Origin of the sequence: Streptomyces sp. NPDC051578 (assembly GCF_044454045.1) — a bacterium.
GTDB lineage: Bacteria > Actinomycetota > Actinomycetes > Streptomycetales > Streptomycetaceae > Streptomyces.
This window is the reverse complement of sequence record NZ_JBITDH010000001.1, coordinates 163,204-186,632: the sequence shown is the minus strand read 5'-3', so window position 1 is coordinate 186,632 and position 23,429 is coordinate 163,204. Positions and strand designations below refer to the sequence as shown.

Genomic DNA, 23,429 nt, shown 5'->3' with positions numbered 1-23,429 from the left:
GTGGCGGGCCTCACGGCGTTGTAAGGCGGAGGGGTCAGTCCTCGCCGAGGTAGGCCTTGCGGACGTCCTCGTTGTGCAGGAGTTCCTGGCCGGTGCCGGACAGCACGATCTTGCCGACCTCCATCACATGGGCCTGGTCGGCCAGTGAGAGGGCGGCCTGGGCGTTCTGCTCGACGAGCAGGATCGTGGTGCCTGTGGCCTTGAGTTCGACGATCGTGGCCATGATCTTCTGCATCATGAGCGGGGACAGGCCCATGGACGGCTCGTCCAGCATGAGCAGCTTGGGCTGGCACATGAGGGCGCGGCCCATGGCGAGCATTTGCTGTTCGCCGCCCGAGAGGGTGCCGGCGGCCTGCTTGCGGCGCTCTCCCAGGATGGGGAAGAGGTCGTAGGCGCGCTGGATGTCCTTTTCGATGCCCTCCTTGTCGGTGCGGAGGAACGCGCCGAGTTGAAGGTTTTCGGTGATCGTCAGCCGGGGGAAGATGTGGCGTCCCTCGGGGGAGTGGGCCAGCTTCATGGCGACGATCTTGTGGGCGGGGACGTTGGCGAGGGGCTTGCCGTCGAAGGTGATGTTTCCTGCGGCGGGCTTGAGCAGCCCAGAGAGGGTGCGCAGGGTGGTGGTCTTGCCGGCGCCGTTGGTGCCGACGAGGCAGACGATCTCACCTTCGTTGACTTCGAAGGAGATGCCCTTGACGGCTTCGATCTTGCCGTAGGCGACTTTGAGGTCTTCGACCTTGAGCAGCGCGGTCACTTGGCCTCTCCGTCCGTGCTGGTGGTGCTGGTGTCGGCGGGCGTGTCGGCGGTGGCTTCCGCGTCGGCCGCATCGGCGGTCGCTCCGTTGGCGGAGGCCGTGTGTGCTTCCTCGGCTTCCGCGTGGGCTTCGGCAGCCTCTACTTCGGCGGCTTCGGCTGCGCCGGGGTCGCCTTCGAAGGGTTCGCCGAGGTATGCGGCGATGACGCGCTCGTCTCCCTGCACTTCGGCTGCGGTGCCTTCGATGAGCTTTTCGCCTTGTACGAGGCAGGCGACGCGGTCGCAGAGGTTGAAGATGAAGCGCATGTCGTGCTCGATGACGAGGACGGCGATGCCCATGTCGCGGATGGCGAAGATGAGCTCTTCGGCGGCGCGGGTTTCCTGGGGGTTCATGCCGGCCGTGGGCTCGTCCAGGAGCAGGAGGCCGGGGTCGCTGGCGAGGGCGCGGGCGATTTCGAGCTTGCGCTGTTCGCCGTAGGGGAGGTTTTTCGCCAGGTGCTGGGCCTTGTGTTCGAGGCCGATGAATTCCAGGAGTTCCATGGCGCGGGCTTCACTGGCGGCTTCGGCCTTCTTGAAGCCGGGGCCGCGGACGAGGGCCGACCAGAGGCCTTCCTTCGTGCGGGTGTGGCGTCCGACGAGGACGTTCTCCATGACGGTCATGTTGGAGAAGAGTCGGATGTTCTGGAAGGTGCGGGCGATGCCGGCTTTGGTGACGAGGTGGGGCTTGGGCGGCAGGACGGTGCCCTTGTAGCTGACGGTGCCCTCGGTGGGGACGTACAGCCCGGTGAGGCAGTTGAAGAAGGTGGTTTTGCCTGCGCCGTTGGGGCCGATGAGGCCGACGATTTCACCCGCGTTGACTTTGAGGTCGACGGAGCGGACGGCGGTGAGGCCGCCGAAGCGCATGGTGACGCCGCTGGCTTCGAGGACGGTTTCGCCGGCCGGGGTGGCGGCGTCGGGGGTGGTGTTTTCGGTGGTGGTTGTCATGGTGTTACGCCCCCGCCTTGGCGGTGGCCAGGTCCGTGGGGGCCTGGTCAGCGGTGTCGTCGTGGTACTCGAGTTGCGCGCGCTTGTTGGCGATGAGGCCTTCGGGGCGGAAGCGCATGAGGATGATGAGGGCGATGCCGAAGCCGAGGAGCTGGTAGTCCTGGAGGAAGGACAGCTTGGCCGGGATCAGGAAGAGGAGAGAGGCGCCGAGGATGGGGCCTCGGATGGTTCCCATGCCGCCGAGGATGACGGCGGCGAGGAGGAACGCGCTGTTCGGGGGCACGGGGCCGGCGAACTGGTACATCTCGGGGACCACGGTGTGCTGGACGTGGGCCTGCACGGTGCCGGCGAGGCCGGCGAGGGTGGCGCCGAGGGCGAAGGCGATGAGCTTGACGCGGAAGCCGTTGATGCCCATGGCGGTGGCGGCGGTCTCGTCTTCGCGGATGGCGACCCAGGCGCGTCCGATGCGGCTGCTGCCTGCCCGGCTGAAGACGACGACCACGAGGACCATCACGAGCAGCATGAGCAGGTAGTAGTTGGCGTAGGCGCCGAGTTCGATGCCGAAGACGGTGTGGGCTTCGCCGAAGTTCCAGCCGAACAGTTCGAGGTCGGGGATGTTGGTGATGCCGTTCGGCCCGTTGGTGATCTTGGGGCCGGAGACGCCGTCGAGGTTGCCCATGGCTATGCGGAAGATTTCTCCGAAGCCGAGGGTGACGATGGCGAGGTAGTCGCCGCGCAGGCGGAGGGTGGGTGCTCCGATGATGACGCCGAACACCAGGGAGGCGAGGGCGCCGGTGAGGACGGCGGCCCAGAAGGGGAACTGGATGTGGAAGGCGGAGGAGGCGCTTCCGGAGACCAGGGCCGCGGTGTAGGCGCCGACGCCGAGGAAGGCGACGTAGCCGAGGTCGAGGAGGCCGGCGAGGCCGACGACGACGTTGAGGCCGAGGGCGACGGTCGCGAAGATCAGGATGTTGACCGCGATCAGCGTGTAGGTGTCGCCGCCCTGTTGGGTGAGGGGGAAGGCGATGGCGGCGACGAAGGCGGCGATGACGGTGATCTGCCGGTTGTTCGCTGTGATCGCGGAGAGTCGGGCGTTGAGGCCGGACTTGGTGAGGGCGAAGGCGGCGGAGGCGACGAGGATGAGGTACGCCGTGAAGAGCTGCGGTTCCTTGTCGTCGGTGCCGATGCCGAAAGTGATCACGTAGAGGCCGACGGCGAAGACGGCGACGATGATCAGGATCTCGGCCCAGGAAGGCAGCTTCCGGGCCGGGGCCGGCTTCCGTGTGTCGTCGGGGAGCTTGTACGCGGCGAGGGCCGGGACGAGGGTTGCGATGACGGCGACGTAGGCGCCGGGTTCCAGGTGGACGAGGCCGCCGAGGACCCACGCGATGGCGAGGACGGTGTAGAGCGCGGTCGCGAAGGTGCCGAGGGTGAGGATCGACAGGGCCTTGCGGGAACCGGCGGGGGTGAGCCAGCCGAGGCCCTTGACGCCGAGGGCGGAGAGGGCGTGCAGGGCGGTCAGGACGGCGCCGACAAGGGTGAGGATCTGGAGGGGGGCGGGATTGCCGTAGATCGTCAGGTCACCGGGGAACTGGGTGGTCCACGTCCAGGCGAGGAAGGTGGAGACGATCGCGACCAGGCTGCCGCCGATGATGGCGTAGAGCAGGGCGGTGCGGGAGGTTACGGCGGCGTTGCCGGCCGCGGTGGTGTCCAGGGTGGTGGCTTCGTTGGTCATGGTTCTCACGCCCGATCCGCGACGCGTTCGCCGAGCAGGCCTTGTGGCCGCACGAGGAGGACGACGATGAGGAGCACGAAGGCCCAGACGTTGGACCAGGCGCCACCGCCGAGCTGCTGCATGCCGGGGATGTGTTCGATGTAGGCGATGGAGAGGGCTTCGGCGAGGCCGAGGACGATGCCGCCGACCATGGCGCCGTAGATGTTGCCGATGCCGCCGAGGACGGCTGCGGTGAAGGCCTTGAGGCCGAGGATGAAGCCCATCTCGAAGTTGATCTGGCCCTTGTCGAGGCCGTAGGCGACGGCTGCGACGGCGGCGAACGCGGCACCGATGGCGAAGGCCATGACGATGATGCGGTCGGTGTTGATGCCCATCAGCTTGGCGGTGTCCGGGTCCTGGGCAGTGGCCTGCATGGCGCGGCCGCTGCGGCTCTTCTGGACGAAGACACCGAGGGCGAGCATGCAGAGCGGGGCGAGGATCAGGACGAACGCGTCGGAGCGCTGGATGGAGAGGTTCGAGGTGATCTTGAAGGCCGCGCCGGTGAACTCGGGGAAGCTGACGGCCTTCTTGGCGTCGGGGTAGAAGCCCCAGACGAGCTGCTGGAGGACGATGGACAGGCCGATCGCGGTGATGAGCGGGGCCAGTCGGGGTGCGTTGCGGAGGGGGCGGTACGCGAACCGCTCCGCGGCGGTGGCAACGGCTACGGAGGCGAGGGCGCCTCCGACGATCATGATCGGTATCGCCACCAGCAACGAGGTCCCGCTCGGGAGGGCGGTGTAGATGGTGACGGCACCGAAGCCGCCGATCATGAAGATCTCGCCGTGGGCGAAGTTGATGAGCTGGACGATGCCGTAGACCATGGTGTACCCGATGGCTATGAGGCCATAAAGGGCACCGAGGGCAAGGCCGTTGGCCAGCTGTTGCGGCAGTTCGTGCACCGCAGGGCCTCCGATGAGCGTGTCGGATATGACTCCGCGCGAGGGCGCTGTTTGCGCCCTCGCGCGGGCTGGTTCATTTGGTGTGGGTCAGGCGGTCGGAGCGCGGGTGTTACTGGTTGAAGGTGTCGCTCTTGACGTCGACCCACTTGCCGCCCTCGACCTTGTAGACCGTGAGCTGCTTGTTGGTGGTGTCGCCGTACTGGTCGAAGGCGACCTTGCCGGTCACGCCGTCGAAGGAGACCTTCGCGAGGGCGTCGACGACCTTGGCGCGGGCGTCGGTGGGCAGCTTGCCGCCGTTGGCGGCGACAACGGCCTTGACGGCCTGGATGACGGACCAGCCGGCGTCGTAGGAGTAGCCGCCGTAGGCCGCGTACGGGTCCTTGTAGCCGGCCGCCTTGTAGTCGGCGATGAAGGTCTTGGCCGTGTCCAGCTTCTCCACCGGGTAGCCGATGGAGGTGGAGAGGTCACCTTCGTTGGCTTCGCCGGAAGCGGTGATGAAGGCGGGGTCCTGGATGCCGTCGCCGCCCATGAGCGGGATGTTGGCTCCGGTCTTCTTGACCTGGTCGGCGAGCAGGCCGCCTTCGGGGTACTGGCCGCCGAAGTAGACGGAGTCGGCGCCGGAGCTCTTGACCTTGTCGGCGGTGGAGGAGAAGTCGGTCTCCTTCACGGTGACGTGGTCGGTGCCGACGACCTCGCCGCCGAGCTTCTTGAACTCGTCGGAGAAGATCGCGGCGAGACCGGCGCCGTAGGTCTGCTTGTCGTCGACGACGAAGACCTTCTTCTTGCCGGCGTCCTTGAAGAGGTACTGGGCGGCGAACTTGCCCTGGACCACGTCGGTGGCGGCGGTGCGGAAGTACGTCTTGAAGGGGCGCTTGAACTCGCCCTTGCCCCAGTTGTCGCCCTGGCTGAGCGAGGGGTTGGTGTTGGCGGGGGAGACCTGCGCCAGGTTGGCGGCGGCGAAGACGCCCTGCATGGACTGGGAGACGCCGGAGTTCAGGGGGCCGACGACGCCGATGACGTCCTTGTTGCCTACGAGCTTGGTGGCGTTGGCCTGGCCGGAGGCGGGAACTGCCTGGTCGTCGAGGGCTTCGACCTTGAATTCGATGCCGGGGACTTCGTTGTTCTTGTTGGCCGTCTTGGCCGCGAGGTCAACGGAGTTCTTGATTCCCTGGCCGAGTGCGGAGAGCGAGCCGGTGAGGGGCGCGTCCACGCCGATAACGACGACGGTCTTGGAGCCGTCGGCCTTGTCCCCGCCCTTCGCCTCGTCGCGCGATCCGCAAGCGGTGAGGGTCAGTGCTCCCGTGGTGATCACGGTGGTGAGGACGAGCAGAGAACGGTGTCGCACGATTCTTCCTTTCCCTGGCGCGGCCCCCTCAGATGAGGTGCCGTTGGGTCGCCGGGCCGCACTGGGATGTCCACGGCCGTGCTGGTCGCGCCCTGCGGCGCGGTGACTGGCCGTGACTCTAGGCGGGGGTGGCGAGCGCGGGGAGCGGAGAAAGGAGGATGTGACTGTCTTGTTATGCCAAGGCCAAGAATGTGTGGTGAGAGTGTGGACAGATCGGACGTTTAGTCACCTGCGAGAACGTCCGCATGCTGAGAATTGGCAGTGCATCTAAGGCGCTTGAGGGGCTCATGCTCCTGTCACCGGCGCTGTCGCGGTAAATGTCGCAGCGTGTGTCCGCAGGAATCCGCGCGGTGCCATTCCGGCAGGGAAAAAGGGGATTCTGTGGGGCGTGCGCATTACTGAAGGTAATTGCAGTTCTTGATCCACTTCGCTCCGGTCGATCTTCGGGGTCGGTGCGCACCGGACGTGACCTGCGGTTCCGTCTTCGGCACGACGGTGCCCGGAAGCCGGACAGCACGCACGGGATTCCGGTCACTCCGGGGAGCGGGTGCCCGCGCTCGGGGGTCGCCAGTTCTCGGAGCTCCACGTCGCCCCGTTCTGGGCCGCGCAGCGTTGCGCGACGACGCGGTCGGCGGCCTCAAGTGCCTTGTTCAGTCCGGCTGTTCGTTCTTCGGCCCGGCCGGCCGCGACGGCGTCCTCGTGGATCGCGTACTGCTCGTTGGACAAGCCCTTCTGCTCCCAGTCGAGTCCGGCCCACTTGCCGCCCTTGAGCGTCTCTTCGACCCAGTACGAGACCAGGCTCGCGCAGATCTGCGCAGGTGAGCTGGGGCTCGGGTCCGCTGGGGCGGGTGTGGGGCGGGGGGCGGAGGTGGTGCAACCGGAAAGGGTGAGAGTCCACAGGAGGGCGGCGGCGCAGTACCGGGCGGCTGTGCGTGGCGGGATGCCCATGGGAGGGACGGTAAGCGGTCACCTTCGGTGACACAACAGCCGCGGGCGCAACGGGGGCGGACTGGCGGATTCCGGGCGGCCGGCGGCGGTGGTGCGGGTGGCGTGGGTGGTGCGGGAGGGGACTGGGCGCGGTGCGGCGCGGGCCGGATACCGTCGGGCGGGAGTGCCGCGGGCCCGGGGCCGCCTTCGAGGAGGCGGGGCCCGGGCCCGAGGGCGGGTCATGACGGGGTCGGGGTCAGGAGCCGGTTCCCGCGGCCTCGCCGGCGGGGGCGGTGTCGCGCAGGAGGCAGGTGAGGCGGGCCGTGCAGACGCGCTTGTCCTGGTCGTCGGTGATGACGATCTCGAAGGTGGCGGTGGAGCGGCCCTTGTGTACGGGAGTGGCGACGCCGGTGACCAGGCCGGAGCGGGCGCCGCGGTGGTGGGTGCAGTTCAGGTCGACACCGACGGCGATCTTGTTGATGCCGCCGTGCATCATCGCGCCGACCGAGCCGAGGGTTTCCGCGAGGACGGCGGAGGCGCCGCCGTGCAGGAGTCCGTAGGGCTGGGTGTTGCCCTTGACGGGCATGGTGCCCACCACGCGGTCGGCCGAGGCCTCCAGGATGCGGATGTCCATGCGCTCGCCGAGGTCGCCCGCCGAGAACAGGGCGGGCAGGTCGACGCCCAGGGCCGCGTACTCGTCGAGGACCTCCTGCGGGAACTTCACTGCGTGCTGCTCGCCCATGGGCCGGCTCCGTTCGTGTGTCAACGTTCGTTAACCATCTTGTCCTGGGGTCGTTCTATCAGGCCGGTTCGAAGCGCACGACGACGGACTTGCTCGCGGGGGTGTTGCTGGTGTCGGCGGTGGAGTCCAGCGGGACCAGCACGTTGGTCTCGGGGTAGTACGCGGCGGCGCAGCCGCGGGCCGTCGGGTAGTGCACCACGCGGAAGCCCGGGGCGCGCCGCTCCACGCCGTCGGCCCATTCGCCGACGAGGTCGGTGTAGGAGCCGTCGGCGAGCCCCAGCTCGGCCGCGTCATCGGGGTGGACCATGACGACGCGGCGGCCGCCGGTGATGCCGCGGTAGCGGTCGTCGAGGCCGTAGATGGTGGTGTTGTACTGGTCGTGGCTGCGCAGGGTCTGCAGCAGCAGCCGCCCCGCCGGGACCTCGGGGTACTCCACGGGCGCGGCGGTGAAGTTGGCCTTGCCGGTCTTGGTGGGGAAACGGCGCTCGTCGCGCGGCGCGTGGGGGAGGCGGAACCCGCCGGGGCGGGCGGCGCGGGCGTTGAAGTCCTCGAAGCCGGGGATGACGCGCGAGATCCGGTCGCGGATGGCGGCGTAGTCCTTCTCGAACTCCTCCCACGGGGTGCGCGAGGCCTCGCCGAGCACCGCGCGGGCCAGGCGGGCGACGATCGCGGGTTCGGAGAGCAGGTGGGGGGAGGCGGGGGCGAGGTTGCCGCGGGAGGCGTGGACCATGCCCATGGAGTCCTCGACCGTGACGAACTGCTTGCCGCTCGCCTGGACGTCCTTGTCGGTGCGGCCGAGGGTGGGCAGGATCAGGGCGCGCCTGCCGGTGACGGCATGGGAGCGGTTGAGTTTGGTGGAGACGTGGACGGTCAGGGCGGCGCGGCGGATCGCGGCTTCGGTGACCTCGGTGTCGGGGGTGGCGCCGACGAAGTTGCCGCCCATGGCGAAGAGCACCTTGGCCTTGCCGTCGCGCAGGGCCTCGATGGAGCGGACCACGTCGTAGCCGTGGTGGCGGGGCGAGGTGATGCCGAATTCCGCGTCGAGGGCGTCGAGGAAGGCGGGTGCGGGCCGTTCGAAGATGCCCATGGTGCGGTCGCCCTGGACGTTGGAGTGGCCGCGGACGGGGCAGACGCCCGCGCCGGGCCGGCCGATGTTGCCGCGCAGCAGCAGCAGGTTCACCACCTCGCGGATGGTGGCGACGGCGTGCTTGTGCTGGGTGAGGCCCATGGCCCAGCAGACGATGGTGCGCTCCGAGGCGAGGATCATGGCCAGGGCGCGTTCGATGTCGGGGCGGGTCAGGCCCGTGGCGGTGAGGGTCTCCTGCCAGTCGGCTTCCTTGGCGGCGGCCGCGAACTCCTCGTAGCCGTGGGTGTGCTCGCGGATGAAGGCTTCGTCGGTGGCGCCGCCGGCTTCGATGACGAGCTTGTTCAGGAGGCGGAAGAGGGCCTGGTCGCCGCCGATGCGGATCTGGAGGAACAGGTCGTTCAGCGCGGTGCCCTTGAGCATGCCCAGCGGGGTCTGGGGGTTCTTGAACCGCTCCATGCCGGCCTCGGGCAGCGGGTTCACCGAGATGATCTTCGCGCCGGAGGACTTGGCCTGTTCCAGGGCGGAGAGCATGCGCGGGTGGTTGGTGCCCGGGTTCTGCCCGGCGACGATGATCAGGTCGGCCTGGTGGAGGTCTTCGAGGGAGACGCTGCCCTTGCCGATGCCGATGGTCTCGTTCAGTGCGGAGCCCGAGGACTCGTGGCACATGTTGGAGCAGTCCGGCAGGTTGTTGGTGCCGAACTCGCGCGCGAAGAGCTGGAAGAGGAAGGCCGCCTCGTTGCTGGTGCGGCCGGAGGTGTAGAAGAGGGCTTCGTCGGGGGAGCCGAGCGCGTGCAGCTCCTGCGCGATGATCTCGAAGGCGCGCTGCCAGGGAACCGCCTCGTAGTGGTCGGACCCCTCCGCCAGGTACATCGGCTGGGTGATGCGGCCCTGCTGGCCGAGCCAGTAGCCGCTGCGGGCGGCGAGCTCGGACACCGGGTGCTCGGCGAAGAAGTCCGGGGTCACCCGGCGCAGCGTCGCCTCCTCGGCGACGGCCTTCGCGCCGTTCTCGCAGAACTCGGCGGTGTGGCGCTTGTCGCCCTCGGGCCAGGCGCAGCCGGGGCAGTCGAAGCCGTCCTTCTGGTTGACCTTGAGCAGGGTGCGGGCGGTGCGGGCCAGGCCCATCTGCTGCCCGGCGATCTTGAGGGTGTGCCCGATCGCGGGCAGGCCGGCCGCGGCGTGCTTGGGGGGCGCGACCTGCGGCGCGTCCTGTACGGGATCACCTGCGGGCGGCTTGGTGGCCATGTCGCTCCCCTTTGAGCAGTCGGGCATCGCGTCGGCGGGGCCGCGCGTATTCGCGTATCCATGCGATCCTGCCACGCCCCGCCGACATCCCGGACGGCGAGAGCTGCCGTCGGGGATTGTCACAGGGGACGCCTAGGATCGGAGGCGTGGCAGATTCAGCATCGAAGAAGACCGACCAGCCGACCGCAGCGGACCGCCCCCGCCTGATGCTCATGGACGGGCACTCCCTGGCGTACCGGGCGTTCTTCGCGCTGCCCGCGGAGAACTTCACGACCGCGACGGGCCAGCCGACCAACGCCATCTACGGCTTCGCGTCGATGCTGGCGAACACGCTGCGCGACGAGGCGCCCACGCACTTCGCGGTGGCGTTCGACGTGTCCCGCAAGACGTGGCGGGCGACGGAGTTCCCCGAGTACAAGGCGAACCGCTCCAAGACGCCCGACGAGTTCAAGGGGCAGGTCGAGCTGATCGGCGAGCTCCTGGACGCGATGAACGTGCCCCGGTTCGCGGTCGACGGCTTCGAGGCCGACGACGTGATCGCGACGCTGGCCACGCAGGCCGAGGCCGAGGGCTTCGAGGTGCTGATCGTCACGGGCGACCGGGACTCCTTCCAGCTCGTCTCCGAGCACACCACCGTGCTCTACCCGACCAAGGGCGTCTCCGAGCTGACCCGCTTCACCCCGGAGAAGGTCGAGGAGAAGTACGGGCTCACCCCGCAGCAGTACCCGGACTTCGCGGCGCTGCGCGGCGACCCGTCCGACAACCTGCCGGGCATCCCGGGCGTCGGCGAGAAGACCGCAGCCAAGTGGATCACCCAGTTCGGGTCGTTCAAGGAGCTGGTGGAGCGCGCCGAGGAGGTCAAGGGCAAGGCCGGGCAGAACTTCCGCGACCACCTGGAGTCGGTGAAGCTCAACCGCGTCCTGACGGAGATGGTCAAGGACGTCGAGCTGACCAAGGCCCCCGCGGACCTGGCGCGCGTCCCCTACGACCGCGCCGCGGTCACCGGGGTGCTGGACGTGCTGGAGATCCGCAACGCCTCGCTGCGCGAGCGGCTGCTGGCGATGGACCCGGGCGCCGCCGAGGCGCAGGCACCCGCCCCGGCCGCCGGGGTGGAGCTGGACGGGTCCGTGCTGGATGCGGGCGAGCTCGGCCCCTGGCTGGAGCGCCACGCCGGTGAGGCGCTCGGCGTGTCGACCGTCGACAGCTGGGGCCTGGGCCAGGGCAACATCAGCGAGATCGCGCTGGCGTCGGCCGGCGGGCCCGCCGCCTGGTTCGAGCCGGCCGAGCTGGACGAGGCGGACGAGCGTGCCTTCGCCGCCTGGGCCGCCGACCCTGCCCAGCCCAAGGTCGTGCACAACGCCAAGGGCCTGATGCGGGTCTTCCCCGAACACGGCTGGAGCCTCGCGGGCGTCACCATGGACACCGCGCTCGCCGCCTACCTGGTCAAGCCCGGCCGCCGCTCCTTCGCGCTGGACGCCCTGTCCAACGAGTACCTGCACCGGGAACTCGCCCCGGCCGCCGCCGACGGCCAGCTCGCCTTCGGCGCCGACGAGACCGCGGAGGCGGAGGCCCTGATGGCGCAGGCCCGCGCCGTCCTGGACCTGGGCGAGGCCTTCACCGGCAAGCTCGCCGAGGTGGGCGCCGCCCGGCTGCTCCACGACATGGAACTGCCGACCTCCGAACTGCTGGCCCGCATGGAACGCGCCGGCATCGCCGCCGACCGCGACCACCTCGAAGGCATGGAGCAGCAGTTCGCCGGGGCCGTGCAGCAGGCGGTGAAGGAAGCGCACGCGGCCGTCGGCCACGAATTCAACCTCGGCTCGCCCAAGCAGCTCCAGGAAGTGTTCTTCGGCGAGCTGGACCTGCCCAAGACGAAGAAGACCAAGACCGGCTACACCACCGACGCGGACGCCCTGGCCTGGCTCGCGACCCAGACCGACCACGAACTCCCGGTGATCATGCTCCGGCACCGGGAGCAGGCCAAGCTGCGCGTCACCGTCGAGGGCCTGGTCAAGTCGATCGCCGCCGACGGCCGCGTGCACACCAGTTTCAGCCAGACCGTCGCCGCGACCGGGCGCCTGTCCTCCACCGACCCGAACCTGCAGAACGTGCCGGTGCGGACCGACGAGGGCCGGGCCATCCGCCGGGGCTTCGTCGTCGGCGAGGGCTACGAGTCCCTGATGACCGCCGACTACAGCCAGATCGAGCTGCGCGTCATGGCCCACCTCTCCGAAGACGAGGGCCTGATCGAGGCGTTCCTGTCGGGCGAGGACCTCCACACCACCGTCGCCTCCCAGGTGTTCGCGGTGGAGCGCGACCGCGTCGACCCGGAGATGCGCCGCAAGATCAAGGCCATGTCGTACGGCCTGGCCTACGGGCTGTCCGCCTTCGGCCTCTCGCAGCAGCTCAACATCGAACCCGCCGAGGCGCGGGGCCTGATGGAGACGTTCTTCGAGCGGTTCGGCGGGGTCCGCGACTACCTCCAGCGCGTCGTGGAGGAAGCCCGCGCCACCGGCTACACCGAGACGGTTCTGGGCCGCCGCCGCTACCTGCCCGACCTCAACAGCGACAACCGGCTGCGCCGCGAGGCCGCCGAGCGGATGGCGCTCAACGCCCCCATCCAGGGCACCGCCGCCGACATCGTCAAGGTCGCGATGCTGCGCGTCGACCGGGCCCTCACCGAGGCCGGGCTCACCTCGCGCATGCTGCTCCAGGTCCACGACGAAATCGTGCTGGAGATCGCCCCCGGGGAGCGCAAGAAGGTGGAGGCGCTGGTGCGCCGCGAGATGGCCGCCGCCGTCGAACTGCGCGCCCCGCTCGACGTGTCCGTGGGCGTCGGCCCCGACTGGGAGTCCGCCGCGCACTGATCGCGGCCACCGCCGCCCCGGCGCCCGTCCCCGCTACGCGGTGGGGACGGGCGTCCGCGTCTCCTCCTCGCTTCCCCGGCCGTCTCCGGCCGGTGCGTCACTGCCCCGGCCGTCGCCGTCCCGCCCGTCGCCGTCCCGTCGGTCAATGTCCCGCTCGTCACTGTCCCGCCCGTCACCGCCCCGCCGCCCGCCGCCGCGGTGGCGCAGCCGCACCAGGGCCCCGTAGAGCAGCAGCGCCACCAGCAGGCCGCCGCCCGCGCCGAAACAGACGGTCGGGATGATGTCGAGGGGCGTACGGACGCGGTCGAAGAACGTGAAGTAGCGCAGCACTCGCATCGTGACCCCCACCCCGACGCACACCGCCAGCAGCCCGGCCGCGCACCACGCCTCCGCCCGCCCCAGCGACGGCACGGACCGCGGAGCGGGCACGACCGGCAGGCGGCGCAGGGCCGTCACCGTGAACCACAGCAGGACGCAGGCGGCCAGCGCCGAACTGCCGTACTGGAGGTAGGAGTAGAGGGGCAGGCCGAAGGCGAGCGGCTCGCCCAGCCGGGGCAGCGCGTCGGTCCCCCACCGGTCGAGGTGCGTGAAGCTGTCCCACACCACGTGCGTCAAGGAGCCGAGCACCGCCGAAAGGCAGAACCAGAGCGCGAGCGCGGCCGGCCGGCGGCTCGCGCGCCAGTCCTCACCCCGCAGCAAGGAGTACGCCCTGCCCCGCCAGGCCGCCGGCAGCAGGGCGATCAGAGGCTCGCGCACGAGCACCCAGCAGGCGGCCAGTGCGGCGGTCAGCGCGGCGTCGACCGTCACCACCCCGAGGAGGGAGTGGGTGAAGTCGCCGTAGCCCATCACGCCCTCCACCACCGCGTCCAGGAAGTAGAACGTGTCCGGGGCGAACGAACCCAGGACCAGCGCGGAGGCGACCAGCGGACCGCGGGCCCGCCCGGTCCGTCGTACGGCCGGGAGTACGGCCGCCGCATGGCTGAGGGTGAACGGCATGGTGCCCCTTCTCGTGCGCGGACGGTCCGGGACAGTATGCGGGACCTGCACAGGAGGTGGGGGAATGGTGAAGTCCCGCCTCCTGTACGTGCCTTGTGCAGGCAGTTGACGTAGGGTCACGCGGACGTCGACGGGGAGGAGTCGGGCTGATGCGGGGACGAATACCGGCCGGGTTCGGTCGGCTGCGCAGGGGCGGGGCCGCCGCATTGGTCTGCGCTCTGGTGGTGGCCGCGGTGACCGCCTCCCAGGGACCGGCCTCCGGCAGCGAGGAACGGCCGCCCGTCACCGCCGGGGAGGGCCCCGGCAGCTCCTCGGCCGCGGGCCAGGGCGGGGACTCCGCCTACTCCACCGAACTCCCGCCGCCCGCCGGGCCGCAGCAGCCCGAGGCGCAGCCGGCCGCCGGCGTCCCCGCACCGCCTGCGCCCACGGGGCAGGCCGGGGAGGTGCACACCGGGACGGTGGCCATGGGCGGGGCCGAGGGCGCGCGGGGGATCCCGGCGAGCGTGCTCGCGGCGTACCGGCGCGCCGAACGGAGGATCGCGGACACCGACCCCGGGTGCGGACTGCCCTGGCAGCTGCTCGCGGCGATCGGCAAGGTCGAATCGGGTCAGGCGGGGGGAGGCCGGGTGGACGCCGAAGGCACCACCCTGCGACCGATCCTCGGCCCCGTGCTCGACGGCAACGGCTTCGCGAGCATCAATGACACCGACGGGGGCGCGTACGACGGCGACGCACGCTACGACCGGGCCGTCGGGCCGATGCAGTTCATCCCCTCGACGTGGGCGGTGTGGGGCCAGGACGGCAACGGCGACGGCCGGCGGGACCCGAACAACGTGTACGACGCGGCGCTGGCCGCCGGGCGCTACCTGTGCGCGGGCAGCCGTGACCTGCGGGTGGGCGCCGACCTGGACCGTGCGGTGCTGTCGTACAACCAGTCAGGGGAGTACCTGAGGACGGTGCGGTCCTGGTTCGCGTACTACCTGGACGGGACGCGAGAGGTCCCGGACGAGGGCGGCACGGGCCCGGGGACGCCCGCGACGCCGGAACCCAAGCCGACGCCCACGCCCACCCCCACCCCGACGCCGACCCCCACCCCGACCCCCAGCCCGACTCCCACGCCGACCCCCACCCCGACCCCCAGCCCGACTCCCACGCCGACCCCCACCCCGACTCCCACGCCGACCCCCACCCCGACGCCGACCCCCACGCCCAGCCCGAAGCCCACCCCGACGCCGACCCCCACGCCCAGCCCGAAGCCCACCCCGACCCCGAAGACGTCCACCACCCCGAAGGCGTCCCCCACCCCCACCGCGAAGGCCGGCTCCACCCCCACCCCGAGCCGCTCCGAAAGCCCCTAGTCGAACGGTTCTCATCTCCGCCCGGCGTTGCTACGGTGCCCCCTCCCTGACACCCCATCAGATCCGGAGGCCCCGTATGCGCGCACTCCTCGCCGCCGCCATCGGGCTGGCCGCCGCGCTGGCCCTCGTCTTCGCCGTCACGGCGCTCGGGGTGCCCGAAGGCACGACCTCTCCCAAACCCCTGCTCACCACCGCGCCCCCCGCGCCCGGAAAGTAGAGGAGGGCCGGCCGTGCGACGCAGAGCGAGCCTCGTCCTGCTTGCCGTAGCCGTGTTCTGCGCAGCCCTCGCACCGCTGCTGCGCTGGTACGCGTACCCCCGACTCGCCAAGATCCCGCCGAACCAGTACCAGGAGATGGTCCTGGAGGCGAAGGACGCGACCCTGCTCGACTACACCGCCGGCATGCAGCCCGCGAAGGTCGACAAGGTCACGATCGTCCAGACCCTCAAGGGCAACGTCGAGGCGTCGAAGCAGATCGAGGCGAGCGCCGGCAAGGACGTCGTCGTCTGGGACACGCTCTCCTACATCATGGGCCCCGACGGCAAGATGGTCTCCCAGATCCCCGAGCGGTACGTCTTCGACGCCCACACCCAGGACCCGGTGCACGCCACCGGCGAGATGGTCGACGGGGACCCGGTCAGGCGCGAGGGCATCGAGTTCAAGTGGCCGTTCTTCACCGAGCCGCGCGACTACCTCTACTTTGACGCCCAGACGCGCAGCTCCTCACCCATCCACTACGTCGGCCCGCGCACGTTCAAGGGCATGGACGTCTACTACTTCGAGCAGACCGTCCCCTGGACGAAGGTCCCGCTGCCGAAGAAGATGCCGATCGAGGGCATCGACCCCAAGACGTTCGAGGAGAGCACCGGCACCAGCCTCTGGTACACGGTCAAGGCCATGTTCTGGGTGGACCCGGTGACCGGCGCGCCCGTCAACGCCGAGCAGCAGATCCGGCAGGAGATGCGCGGCGGGATCGCGGCCGGCGCCCCCGACGGCAGGCTGACCGTCTTCGCCGGGGACGTGAAGATCCGCCCGGACTACTCCGCGTACACCGTGGACCTGGTGCGGTCGAACCGCGTGAAGGTCCTCGCCCTGCACACCTACGCCCCCCTCGGGCTGGCGGTCGGCGCGCTCGCCTTCCTCGCGCTCGCCCTGTGGCTGGAGGCGCGCGGCCGGCGCCGCGACGCGGAACTCACCGCCTGAGCCGGGCGTTGGTGTGCCGGGTCGGCTCGGCGGTCGCGGGATCCTCCGGCCAGGGGTGCTTCGGGTAGCGGCCGCGCAGCTCGGCGCGGACGGCGCGGTAGCCGCCCTGCCAGAAGGAGGCGAGGTCGGCCGTGACGGCGGCGGGCCGCCCGGCCGGCGACAGGAGGTGGACGAGCACGGGAACCCCCGCGACCCGCGGGGTCTCGCCCAGCCCGAACAGCTCCTGGAGCTTCACGGCGAGCACGGGCTGCCCGTGCTCCGCGGTGTAGTCGAGGCGGATCCGCGAACCGCTGGGCACCTCCAGGCGCTCCGGGGCCAGTTCGTCGAGCCGGGCCGCCTCACCGGTGGCCCACGGCAGCAGCCGGTTCAGGGCCTGGCCCGCGTCGATCCGGCCCAGGTCGGCGCGGCGCCGGGCGCGCGACAGCTCCGGCTCCAGCCAGTCGTCGGCCCGCTCCAGCAGCGCCGCGTCGTCCGTCACGTCGGGCCACGCGCCGCCCAGCGTGTGGTGCAGGAAGCCCAGCCGGGCCCGTAGCGCCCGCGCGTCCTGGGACCAGCGCAGCAGGCCGACGCCCTCGGTGCGCAGCCCGTCGAGGAGGGCGTCCCGGACCAGAGCGGGGTCGGGGTCGCGCAGGGGCCGGGTGACCAGCTCGATCGCCCCGAGCCGCTGCGCCGCCCGGGCCACCACGTCGCCGTCCTCCCATCGGACCTCCTCCCCGGAGGTCAGCAGGTGTGCGGCGGCGGCCCGGGCCGTGTCCTCGTCGAGGACCGCGGCGAGGCGGACCCGTGCGGAAGCGGAGTGCGAGGACCGGTCGGCGACGGCCACCGCCAGCCAGGGCGCGCCGTGCAGCGGCGAGCCGTCCCCGACCTCGGCCGCCGTGCCGCCGGCCATGAGGAAGGCTCCGCCGCCCTTGGCCTTCGCCACCCGCTCCGGGAACGCGAGGGCGGCGACGAGCCCGGCGGCGGCGTGGTCGGGGAGGGGGCCGGGGCTCCGCCCCGGACCCGGAGCCCCGGACGCGCCGGGGTTCGAGGCGCGAGGGTCGCGGGGCGGAGCCCCGGAAGCGGTCCCGGGCGCCGTCCCGGTTTCGGGCAGGAGCGGGGCGGAAGGGCCCGCGGGGTCGCCCAGAGCGCGTTCCAGACGCCTGGCCTCCGTCCGCCAGCGGGGCGCGTAGCCGTCCGAGCCGTGGCGCGCGGCCCGCCAGGCGGCCGCCAGATCGTCCCCGTACTCCCGCGGAGGCTCCTCGCTCAGCAGGGCCACCAGCTGCGCGGCCCGCCGGGCGCCCAGCGCCGCCGCGCCGTCCAGCAGGGCCCGGGCCAGGCGCGGGTGCAGCCCCAGCCCGGCCATCCGCCGCCCGCGCGGGGTCGGCCGCCCGGCGCCGTCCACCGCGCCGACCGCCGCCAGGACCTCCCGCGCGGCGGCCATCGCCCCGGCGGGCGGCGGGTCCAGCAACGCCAGCCCGGACGCGTCGGGATCACCCCAGCAGGCGGCCTGGAGCGCGAACGCCGCCAGGTCCGCGATGCGGATCTCCGCCGACGGGTACGCCGTCAGCCGGGAGTCCTCCGCCTCCGACCAGCAGCGGTACACCGCCCCGGGCGCCTCGCGCCCGGCCCGCCCGGCCCGCTGACGGCCCGCCGCGCGGGACGCCCGTACGGTCACCAGCGCGCCCAGACCCCGCGCGTGGTCCATCCGGGGTTCGCGGGCCAGTCCCGAGTCCACGACCACCCGTACGCCCGGCACCGTCAGGCTCGACTCCGCGACCGCCGTCGCCAGGATCACCCGGCGGTGCGCCGCGGCCGTCAGTACCGCGTCCTGCACGGCGGCCGGCGCCCGGCCGTGGACCTGGAGCACCTGCGCGTCCACGCCGCCCAGCTGCCCGGCGACCCGGGCCATCTCACCGACGCCGGGCAGGAAGCAGAGCACGTCGCCGGAACGTTCCGCCAGCGCCCGCCGCACCACCGAGGCCACGTGCGCCAGCTGCGCCGGGTCCACCCGCATGCCCTGCGGCGGCCGCACCGGGCGGGCCGGAGGCGCCCACACCACTTCCACCGGGTACGAGACGCCCCGCGCCTGCACCACCGGCGCGTCGCCCAGCAGCCGCGCCCAGCCGGCCGCGTCGGTCGTCGCGGAGGCCGCCACCAGGCGCAGCTCCGGGCGCAGGGTCTCGCGGACGTCCAGGAGGAAGGCGGCGACGGTGTCCGCGTCGAGGTGCCGCTCGTGGCACTCGTCCAGGACCACCACGTCCACGCCGGCCAGCTCCTGGTCCCGCTGGAGCCGCTGGAGCAGCACGCCGGTGGTCACCACCTCCACCGCCGTGCGGGGGCCGGCCACCCGCTCCCCGCGCACCGTGAAGCTGACCGACTCGCCGACGGCTTCGCCCAGCAGCCACGCCATCCGCCGCGCCGCCGCCCGGGCGGCGATCCGCCGGGGCTCGGCCACCACGACCCGGCGCCGCTCACCGACCCCCAGCAGCCCCGCCAGCACCAGCGGCACCAGCGTGGTCTTGCCGGTCCCGGGCGGGGCGCACAGCACGGCGGCGCCGTGCGCGTCCAGCGCCGAGACGAGGGCGGGCACGGCCTCCCGCACGGGGAGGGCGTCGAGGTCGGCGGTGCGGATCAAGGGCTCAGTCCCTCTCGCACACGAAGATCGCGGTGCCGGGGATCAGGTTGCCGCGCAGCGGGGACCAGCCGCCCCATTCCTGGCTGTTCCAGGCGGGCCACTCCGGCTCGACCAGGTCCACCAGGCGGAACCCGCCCGCGACCACGTCCCGGACGCGGTCCCCGAGGGTGCGGTGGTGCTCGACGTACACGGCGCGGCCCTGCTCGTCCTGCTCGACGTACGGGGTCCGGTCGAAGTAGGAGGCGGCGACGGACAGCCCCTCCGGGCCCGGCTCGTCGGGGAACGCCCAGCGGATGGGGTGGGTGACGGAGAACACCCAGCGCCCGCCGGGGCGCAGCACGCGGTGGACCTCGCGCATGACGTTCACGGGGTCGGCGACGAAGGGGACGGCGCCGTAGGCGGAGCAGGCCAGGTCGAAGGAGGCGTCGCGGAAGGGCAGCCGGCCGGCGTCGGCCTCCACGAGCGGAACGTCATCGCCGATGCGCAGGGCGTGCTGGAGCTGGCGGTGCGAGAGGTCGAGGGCGACCGGACGGGCGCCCCTGGCGGCCAGCCAGCGCGAGCACTGGGCGGCGCCGGCGCCGATCTCCAGGACGTCCTTGCCGGCGAGGGAGGCGGCGGGGCCCAGGAGGGCCGCCTCCGCCTCGTCCAGGCCCTCGGGTCCCCAGACGAAGCGGTCGTCGCCGAGGAACGCGCCGTGCTCGCTCTGGTACTCGTCGGCGTTGCGGTCCCACCAGCCCCGGCTCGCCCGGCTGCTCTCGGCTTCGCCGGCCTCGCGCCGGGTGGCCTCGGCGTCGTCGCCGTCGTCGGCCCCGCCGGTGTCACCGCCCGGCTCGGGGATTTCGAACGCGTCTTCGGGGAGGTAGTCCTCTTGGTTCATGGGGCCCGTCGTCGTAGTCTGCGAGAAGTCGGGGGCGGAAGCCACCAGGCCTTCCCCGCCCGTGATTTGTGCCGGTAATGCGGCGATCCGCCCGGGGTGTGCGCCTTCGCGCATTGACCGTGTCCGGCTGCCCCCGTATGCTACAAGTTGCGCTGCGAGCCTGTGCTCCTCAGACCTAGCAGGCTGCGCTTGCATCTGTTGATGTCCCCTCGGTTTTCGAGGCTCCTCCCCGCTTCTGCGGATCAGGGGCTTCCTTGGCTGTCCGGCTTCTTCGGCAGATGCCGATAAGGGCTCCCGGCGTAGCAGTACCTACGACTTTCTGTCCGTAACCGGAGCCCTTTCCCACATGACGAGCAGCACCGAGACCACCGCCACCACCCCTCCGCAGGTAGCGGTCAACGACATCGGTAACGCGGAAGCCTTCCTGGCCGCGATCGACGAGACGATCAAGTACTTCAACGACGGCGACATCGTCGACGGCGTCATCGTGAAGGTCGACCGGGACGAGGTCCTGCTCGACATCGGTTACAAGACCGAAGGCGTGATCCCGAGCCGCGAGCTCTCGATCAAGCACGACGTCGACCCGAACGAGGTCGTCAAGGTCGGCGACGAGATCGAGGCCCTGGTTCTCCAGAAGGAGGACAAGGAAGGCCGTCTGATCCTGTCCAAGAAGCGCGCTCAGTACGAGCGTGCCTGGGGCACGATCGAGAAGATCAAGGAAGAAGACGGCATCGTCACCGGTACCGTCATCGAGGTCGTCAAGGGTGGTCTCATCCTCGACATCGGCCTCCGCGGCTTCCTGCCGGCCTCTCTCGTCGAGATGCGTCGCGTCCGCGACCTCCAGCCCTACGTGGGCAAGGAGCTCGAGGCGAAGATCATCGAGCTGGACAAGAACCGCAACAACGTGGTCCTGTCCCGCCGTGCCTGGCTCGAGCAGACCCAGTCCGAGGTTCGCCAGACGTTCCTCACCACCCTGCAGAAGGGTCAGGTCCGCTCCGGCGTCGTTTCCTCGATCGTCAACTTCGGTGCCTTCGTGGACCTGGGTGGCGTCGACGGTCTCGTCCACGTCTCCGAGCTGTCCTGGAAGCACATCGACCACCCCTCCGAGGTTGTCGAGGTCGGCCAGGAAGTCACCGTCGAGGTCCTCGACGTCGACATGGACCGCGAGCGCGTCTCCCTGTCGCTGAAGGCGACGCAGGAAGACCCGTGGCAGCAGTTCGCCCGGACCCACCAGATCGGCCAGGTCGTCCCGGGTAAGGTCACCAAGCTGGTTCCGTTCGGTGCGTTCGTCCGCGTGGACGAGGGCATCGAGGGTCTGGTCCACATCTCCGAGCTGGCCGAGCGCCACGTGGAGATCCCGGAGCAGGTCGTCCAGGTCAACGACGAGATCTTCGTCAAGGTCATCGACATCGACCTCGAGCGTCGCCGGATCTCGCTGTCCCTCAAGCAGGCCAACGAGTCCTTCGGTGCCGACCCGGCGTCGGTCGAGTTCGACCCGACCCTGTACGGCATGGCCGCGTCCTACGACGACCAGGGCAACTACATCTACCCCGAGGGCTTCGACCCCGAGACCAACGACTGGCTCGAGGGCTACGAGACCCAGCGCGAGACGTGGGAGCGCCAGTACGCCGAGGCGCAGGTCCGCTTCGAGCAGCACCAGGCGCAGGTCATCAAGAGCCGCGAGGCCGACGAGGCCGCTGCTGCCGAGGGCGCTGCCGCCCCGGCCGCCGGTGGCAACGCCGGTGCGGGCAACATCTCGGGTGGCTCCTACTCCTCCGAGGGCTCGGACGAGACCTCCGGCGCCCTGGCGTCGGACGAGGCCCTCGCCGCGCTCCGCGAGAAGCTGGCCGGCGGCCAGAGCTGATCGCAGCAGCGCGTCACGCTCCGCGCCCCGGCGCGGGAGTGAGCTGAGCTGAACGGTAAGGCCCGTCCCCTTCGGGGGGCGGGCCTTACCGCGTTCGGGGGCCCGCCGCCCGCCCCGGCCGGACCGCCGCCCGCCCCGGCCGGACCGATCACCGGGAAAGCCGTCAACTGGGGAATGGTGGCGCCACCTTGGGCGTTCTTGAGGAGAACGCGGCGAGGAGGAGTGGTGGCGGTGCTTGATCCACAGGGTTTGTACGAATGGGACGCCAAGGGCCTGGCGGTGGCCGACCTGGCGCTTGCCCAGGATTCGGCCGGGCTGGTCATGCTCTACCACCTCGAGGGGTACATCGACGCCGGCGAGGCCGGTGAGCAGATCGTCGAGCGGCTCCTGGACACCCTGCCCCACCAGGTCGTCGCCCGCTTCGACGCGGACCGGCTCGTGGACTACCGGGCCCGGCGCCCGCTGCTGACGTTCCAGCGCGACCACTGGACGGACTTCGAGGAGCCGAAGCTGGAGGTGCGCCTCGTACAGGACGCCACCGGCGCGCCGTTCCTGCTGCTGTCCGGCCCCGAGCCCGATGTCGAGTGGGAGCGCTTCGCCATCGCCGTACGGCAGATCGTCGAGCGCCTGGGCGTGCGGCTCTCGGTCAACTTCCATGGCATCCCGATGGGCGTCCCGCACACCCGTCCCGTCGGCATCACCCCGCACGGCAACCGGACCGACCTGATGCCGGGGCACCGCAGCCCGTTCGACGAGGCGCAGGTGCCGGGCAGCGCGGAGTCGCTGGTCGAGTTCAGGCTGGGCCAGGCCGGGCACGACGTGCTCGGCGTCGCGGCGCACGTCCCGCACTACGTGGCCCGCTCCCCGTACCCGGACGCGGCGCTGACGGTCCTGGAGGCGATCACCGCGGCGACGGGCCTCGTCCTGCCGGCCGTGGCGCACGCCCTGCGCACCGAGGCGCACCGCACGCAGACGGAGATCGACCGGCAGATCCGGGAGGGCGACGAGGAACTGGTCGCGCTGGTCCAGGGGCTGGAGCACCAGTACGACGCGGCTGCCGGGGCCGAGAGCCGCGGCAACATGATCGCGGAGCCCGCAGAGATCCCCTCGGCGGAGGAGCTCGGGCGCGAGTTCGAGCGGTTCCTCGCGGAGCGCGAGGGCGAGGGCTGAGCCGTCGCCGCCCGCGGCCGCGCCCCGGTCCGGAGCCCGTCGTCGAAGTGGCGGCGGGCCGGGCGGGAAGCCGACGCCAGGCCCTAGGCTGCCGGACATGCTGAAAGTGGGCCTGACGGGCGGAATCGGAGCCGGCAAGAGCGAAGTGTCGCGGCTGCTGGCGGGGTACGGGGCGGTCATCGTGGACGCCGATCGCATCGCGCGGGAGGTCGTGGAGCCGGGGACGCCCGGGCTCGCGGCCGTCGTGGCGGCGTTCGGGGAATCGGTGCTGACCGAGGGCGGGGCGCTGGACCGGCCGAAGCTGGGGGCGATCGTCTTCTCCGACCCGGAGAAACTGCGGATACTGAACTCGATCGTGCATCCCCTGGTCGGGGCGCGGTCCGTGGAGCTGGAGAGCGCGGCGGGCGCCGACGCGATCGTGGTGCACGACGTGCCGCTGCTGGCGGAGAACGGCCTCGCGCCGCTGTACGACCTGGTCGTGGTGGTGGACGCGGCGCCGCAGACGCAGCTGGCGCGGCTGACGGGGCTGCGGGGGATGGCCGAGGCGGAAGCGCGGGCCCGGATGGCGGCGCAGGCCACGCGGGAGCAGCGGTTGGCGGTGGCGACCTTGGTGATCGACAACGACGGGCCGCTGGAGGCTCTGGAACCGCAGGTCCGCAAGGTCTGGGAGACCCTGACCGACCGGGCCGCCCGGGCCGGCGCCTGAGGCGGGCGGGGCCGGGCGGCATCGG

At 71.3% G+C, this 23,429-nt stretch carries 18 protein-coding genes; 7 read left to right on the top strand and 11 right to left on the bottom strand.

Annotation, left to right across the window (positions count from 1 at the left end):
- Positions 1 to 34 precede the first annotated feature (34 nt).
- From ACIA6C_RS00855 to ACIA6C_RS00820, 8 genes are all read right to left on the bottom strand, one after another.
- Positions 35 to 751, bottom strand: coding sequence for an ABC transporter ATP-binding protein (locus tag ACIA6C_RS00855; protein ID WP_399271964.1), 717 nt, complete (start codon positions 749 to 751; stop codon positions 35 to 37).
- The gene (locus ACIA6C_RS00850) at positions 748 to 1,734 is read right to left on the bottom strand and encodes an ABC transporter ATP-binding protein (RefSeq protein ID WP_399271962.1); all 987 of its coding nucleotides are present in this window, start codon (positions 1,732 to 1,734) and stop codon (positions 748 to 750) included. Before ACIA6C_RS00850 ends, ACIA6C_RS00855 begins: the two co-directional genes overlap by 4 nt.
- A 4-nt stretch (positions 1,735 to 1,738) precedes the next feature.
- Positions 1,739 to 3,469, bottom strand: a complete 1,731-nt coding sequence (locus tag ACIA6C_RS00845; protein ID WP_399271960.1) for a branched-chain amino acid ABC transporter permease — start codon at positions 3,467 to 3,469, stop codon at positions 1,739 to 1,741.
- Positions 3,470 to 3,474: 5 nt separating this feature from the next.
- Positions 3,475 to 4,407 carry a branched-chain amino acid ABC transporter permease gene (locus ACIA6C_RS00840; RefSeq protein WP_399271958.1) on the bottom strand — a complete coding sequence of 311 codons (933 nt, stop codon included), beginning with the start codon at positions 4,405 to 4,407 and terminating at the stop codon, positions 3,475 to 3,477.
- Between the two features lie 109 nt (positions 4,408 to 4,516).
- Entirely contained in the window at positions 4,517 to 5,752 is a 1,236-nt protein-coding gene (locus ACIA6C_RS00835; RefSeq protein ID WP_399271956.1) for a branched-chain amino acid ABC transporter substrate-binding protein, read from the bottom strand.
- A gap of 531 nt (positions 5,753 to 6,283) precedes the next feature.
- Positions 6,284 to 6,700, bottom strand: a complete 417-nt coding sequence (locus tag ACIA6C_RS00830) for a hypothetical protein (RefSeq protein WP_399271954.1) — start codon at positions 6,698 to 6,700, stop codon at positions 6,284 to 6,286.
- Positions 6,701 to 6,935: 235 nt separating this feature from the next.
- Positions 6,936 to 7,421 (bottom strand): PaaI family thioesterase, encoded by a 486-nt coding sequence (locus ACIA6C_RS00825; protein WP_399271953.1) that lies wholly within the window; start codon positions 7,419 to 7,421, stop codon positions 6,936 to 6,938.
- 58 nt (positions 7,422 to 7,479) lie between these two features.
- Positions 7,480 to 9,750, bottom strand: coding sequence for an FdhF/YdeP family oxidoreductase (locus tag ACIA6C_RS00820; RefSeq protein WP_399271951.1), 2,271 nt, complete (start codon positions 9,748 to 9,750; stop codon positions 7,480 to 7,482).
- A 146-nt stretch (positions 9,751 to 9,896) separates the two neighbouring features.
- Here ACIA6C_RS00820 and polA point away from each other — a divergent pair, with 146 nt between their 5' ends.
- Entirely contained in the window at positions 9,897 to 12,617 is a 2,721-nt protein-coding gene (polA, locus tag ACIA6C_RS00815) for a DNA polymerase I (RefSeq protein ID WP_399271949.1), read from the top strand.
- A gap of 33 nt (positions 12,618 to 12,650) precedes the next feature.
- On the opposite strand, the gene ACIA6C_RS00810 is transcribed toward polA, so the two are convergent.
- A complete protein-coding gene (locus ACIA6C_RS00810; RefSeq protein ID WP_399271947.1) occupies positions 12,651 to 13,613 on the bottom strand; it encodes a DUF4184 family protein in 963 nt (320 codons plus the stop codon).
- A 149-nt stretch (positions 13,614 to 13,762) separates the two neighbouring features.
- Here ACIA6C_RS00810 and ACIA6C_RS00805 point away from each other — a divergent pair, with 149 nt between their 5' ends.
- The 3 genes from ACIA6C_RS00805 (at position 13,763) to ACIA6C_RS00795 (ending at position 16,173) form a co-directional block, all read left to right on the top strand.
- Positions 13,763 to 14,971, top strand: coding sequence for a lytic transglycosylase domain-containing protein (locus tag ACIA6C_RS00805; protein WP_399271944.1), 1,209 nt, complete (start codon positions 13,763 to 13,765; stop codon positions 14,969 to 14,971).
- A 76-nt stretch (positions 14,972 to 15,047) separates the two neighbouring features.
- Positions 15,048 to 15,188 carry an SPW_0924 family protein gene (locus ACIA6C_RS00800; RefSeq protein WP_361136085.1) on the top strand — a complete coding sequence of 47 codons (141 nt, stop codon included), beginning with the start codon at positions 15,048 to 15,050 and terminating at the stop codon, positions 15,186 to 15,188.
- A 13-nt stretch (positions 15,189 to 15,201) separates the two neighbouring features.
- Positions 15,202 to 16,173: a DUF3068 domain-containing protein gene (locus ACIA6C_RS00795; protein ID WP_399271942.1), complete on the top strand. Its 972-nt coding sequence runs from the start codon at positions 15,202 to 15,204 to the stop codon at positions 16,171 to 16,173.
- Here ACIA6C_RS00795 and ACIA6C_RS00790 read toward each other — a convergent pair.
- Positions 16,163 to 18,787 carry an ATP-dependent RNA helicase gene (locus tag ACIA6C_RS00790; protein ID WP_399271940.1) on the bottom strand — a complete coding sequence of 875 codons (2,625 nt, stop codon included), beginning with the start codon at positions 18,785 to 18,787 and terminating at the stop codon, positions 16,163 to 16,165. The two genes, ACIA6C_RS00795 and ACIA6C_RS00790, sit on opposite strands and share 11 nt — an antisense overlap.
- A gap of 4 nt (positions 18,788 to 18,791) precedes the next feature.
- Positions 18,792 to 19,664, bottom strand: a complete 873-nt coding sequence (locus ACIA6C_RS00785; protein ID WP_399271938.1) for a class I SAM-dependent methyltransferase — start codon at positions 19,662 to 19,664, stop codon at positions 18,792 to 18,794.
- A gap of 346 nt (positions 19,665 to 20,010) precedes the next feature.
- Between ACIA6C_RS00785 and rpsA the strand changes: the two genes are divergently transcribed.
- The 3 genes from rpsA to coaE all read left to right on the top strand — a co-directional run bounded on the left by rpsA (position 20,011) and on the right by coaE (position 23,404).
- Entirely contained in the window at positions 20,011 to 21,528 is a 1,518-nt protein-coding gene (gene rpsA / locus ACIA6C_RS00780) for a 30S ribosomal protein S1 (protein WP_361136097.1), read from the top strand.
- A gap of 231 nt (positions 21,529 to 21,759) precedes the next feature.
- Positions 21,760 to 22,698: a PAC2 family protein gene (locus ACIA6C_RS00775; RefSeq protein WP_190182027.1), complete on the top strand. Its 939-nt coding sequence runs from the start codon at positions 21,760 to 21,762 to the stop codon at positions 22,696 to 22,698.
- Between the two features lie 97 nt (positions 22,699 to 22,795).
- Positions 22,796 to 23,404 carry a dephospho-CoA kinase gene (coaE, locus tag ACIA6C_RS00770; protein WP_399271935.1) on the top strand — a complete coding sequence of 203 codons (609 nt, stop codon included), beginning with the start codon at positions 22,796 to 22,798 and terminating at the stop codon, positions 23,402 to 23,404.
- Positions 23,405 to 23,429 lie beyond the last annotated feature (25 nt).

Excerpts from the sequence above, each read along its gene's own strand:
- ACIA6C_RS00850 (WP_399271962.1), bottom strand. The coding sequence starts at position 1,734 with ATGACAACCACCACCGAAAACACCACCCCCGACGCCGCCACCCCGGCC.
- ACIA6C_RS00845 (WP_399271960.1), bottom strand. The coding sequence starts at position 3,469 with ATGACCAACGAAGCCACCACCCTGGACACCACCGCGGCCGGCAACGCC.
- ACIA6C_RS00830 (WP_399271954.1), bottom strand. The coding sequence starts at position 6,700 with ATGGGCATCCCGCCACGCACAGCCGCCCGGTACTGCGCCGCCGCCCTC.
- ACIA6C_RS00825 (WP_399271953.1), bottom strand. The coding sequence starts at position 7,421 with ATGGGCGAGCAGCACGCAGTGAAGTTCCCGCAGGAGGTCCTCGACGAG.
- ACIA6C_RS00820 (WP_399271951.1), bottom strand. The coding sequence starts at position 9,750 with ATGGCCACCAAGCCGCCCGCAGGTGATCCCGTACAGGACGCGCCGCAG.
- ACIA6C_RS00810 (WP_399271947.1), bottom strand. The coding sequence starts at position 13,613 with ATGCCGTTCACCCTCAGCCATGCGGCGGCCGTACTCCCGGCCGTACGA.
- ACIA6C_RS00805 (WP_399271944.1), top strand. The coding sequence starts at position 13,763 with ATGCGGGGACGAATACCGGCCGGGTTCGGTCGGCTGCGCAGGGGCGGG.
- ACIA6C_RS00800 (WP_361136085.1), top strand. The coding sequence starts at position 15,048 with ATGCGCGCACTCCTCGCCGCCGCCATCGGGCTGGCCGCCGCGCTGGCC.
- ACIA6C_RS00785 (WP_399271938.1), bottom strand. The coding sequence starts at position 19,664 with ATGAACCAAGAGGACTACCTCCCCGAAGACGCGTTCGAAATCCCCGAG.
- rpsA (WP_361136097.1), top strand. The coding sequence starts at position 20,011 with ATGACGAGCAGCACCGAGACCACCGCCACCACCCCTCCGCAGGTAGCG.
- coaE (WP_399271935.1), top strand. The coding sequence starts at position 22,796 with ATGCTGAAAGTGGGCCTGACGGGCGGAATCGGAGCCGGCAAGAGCGAA.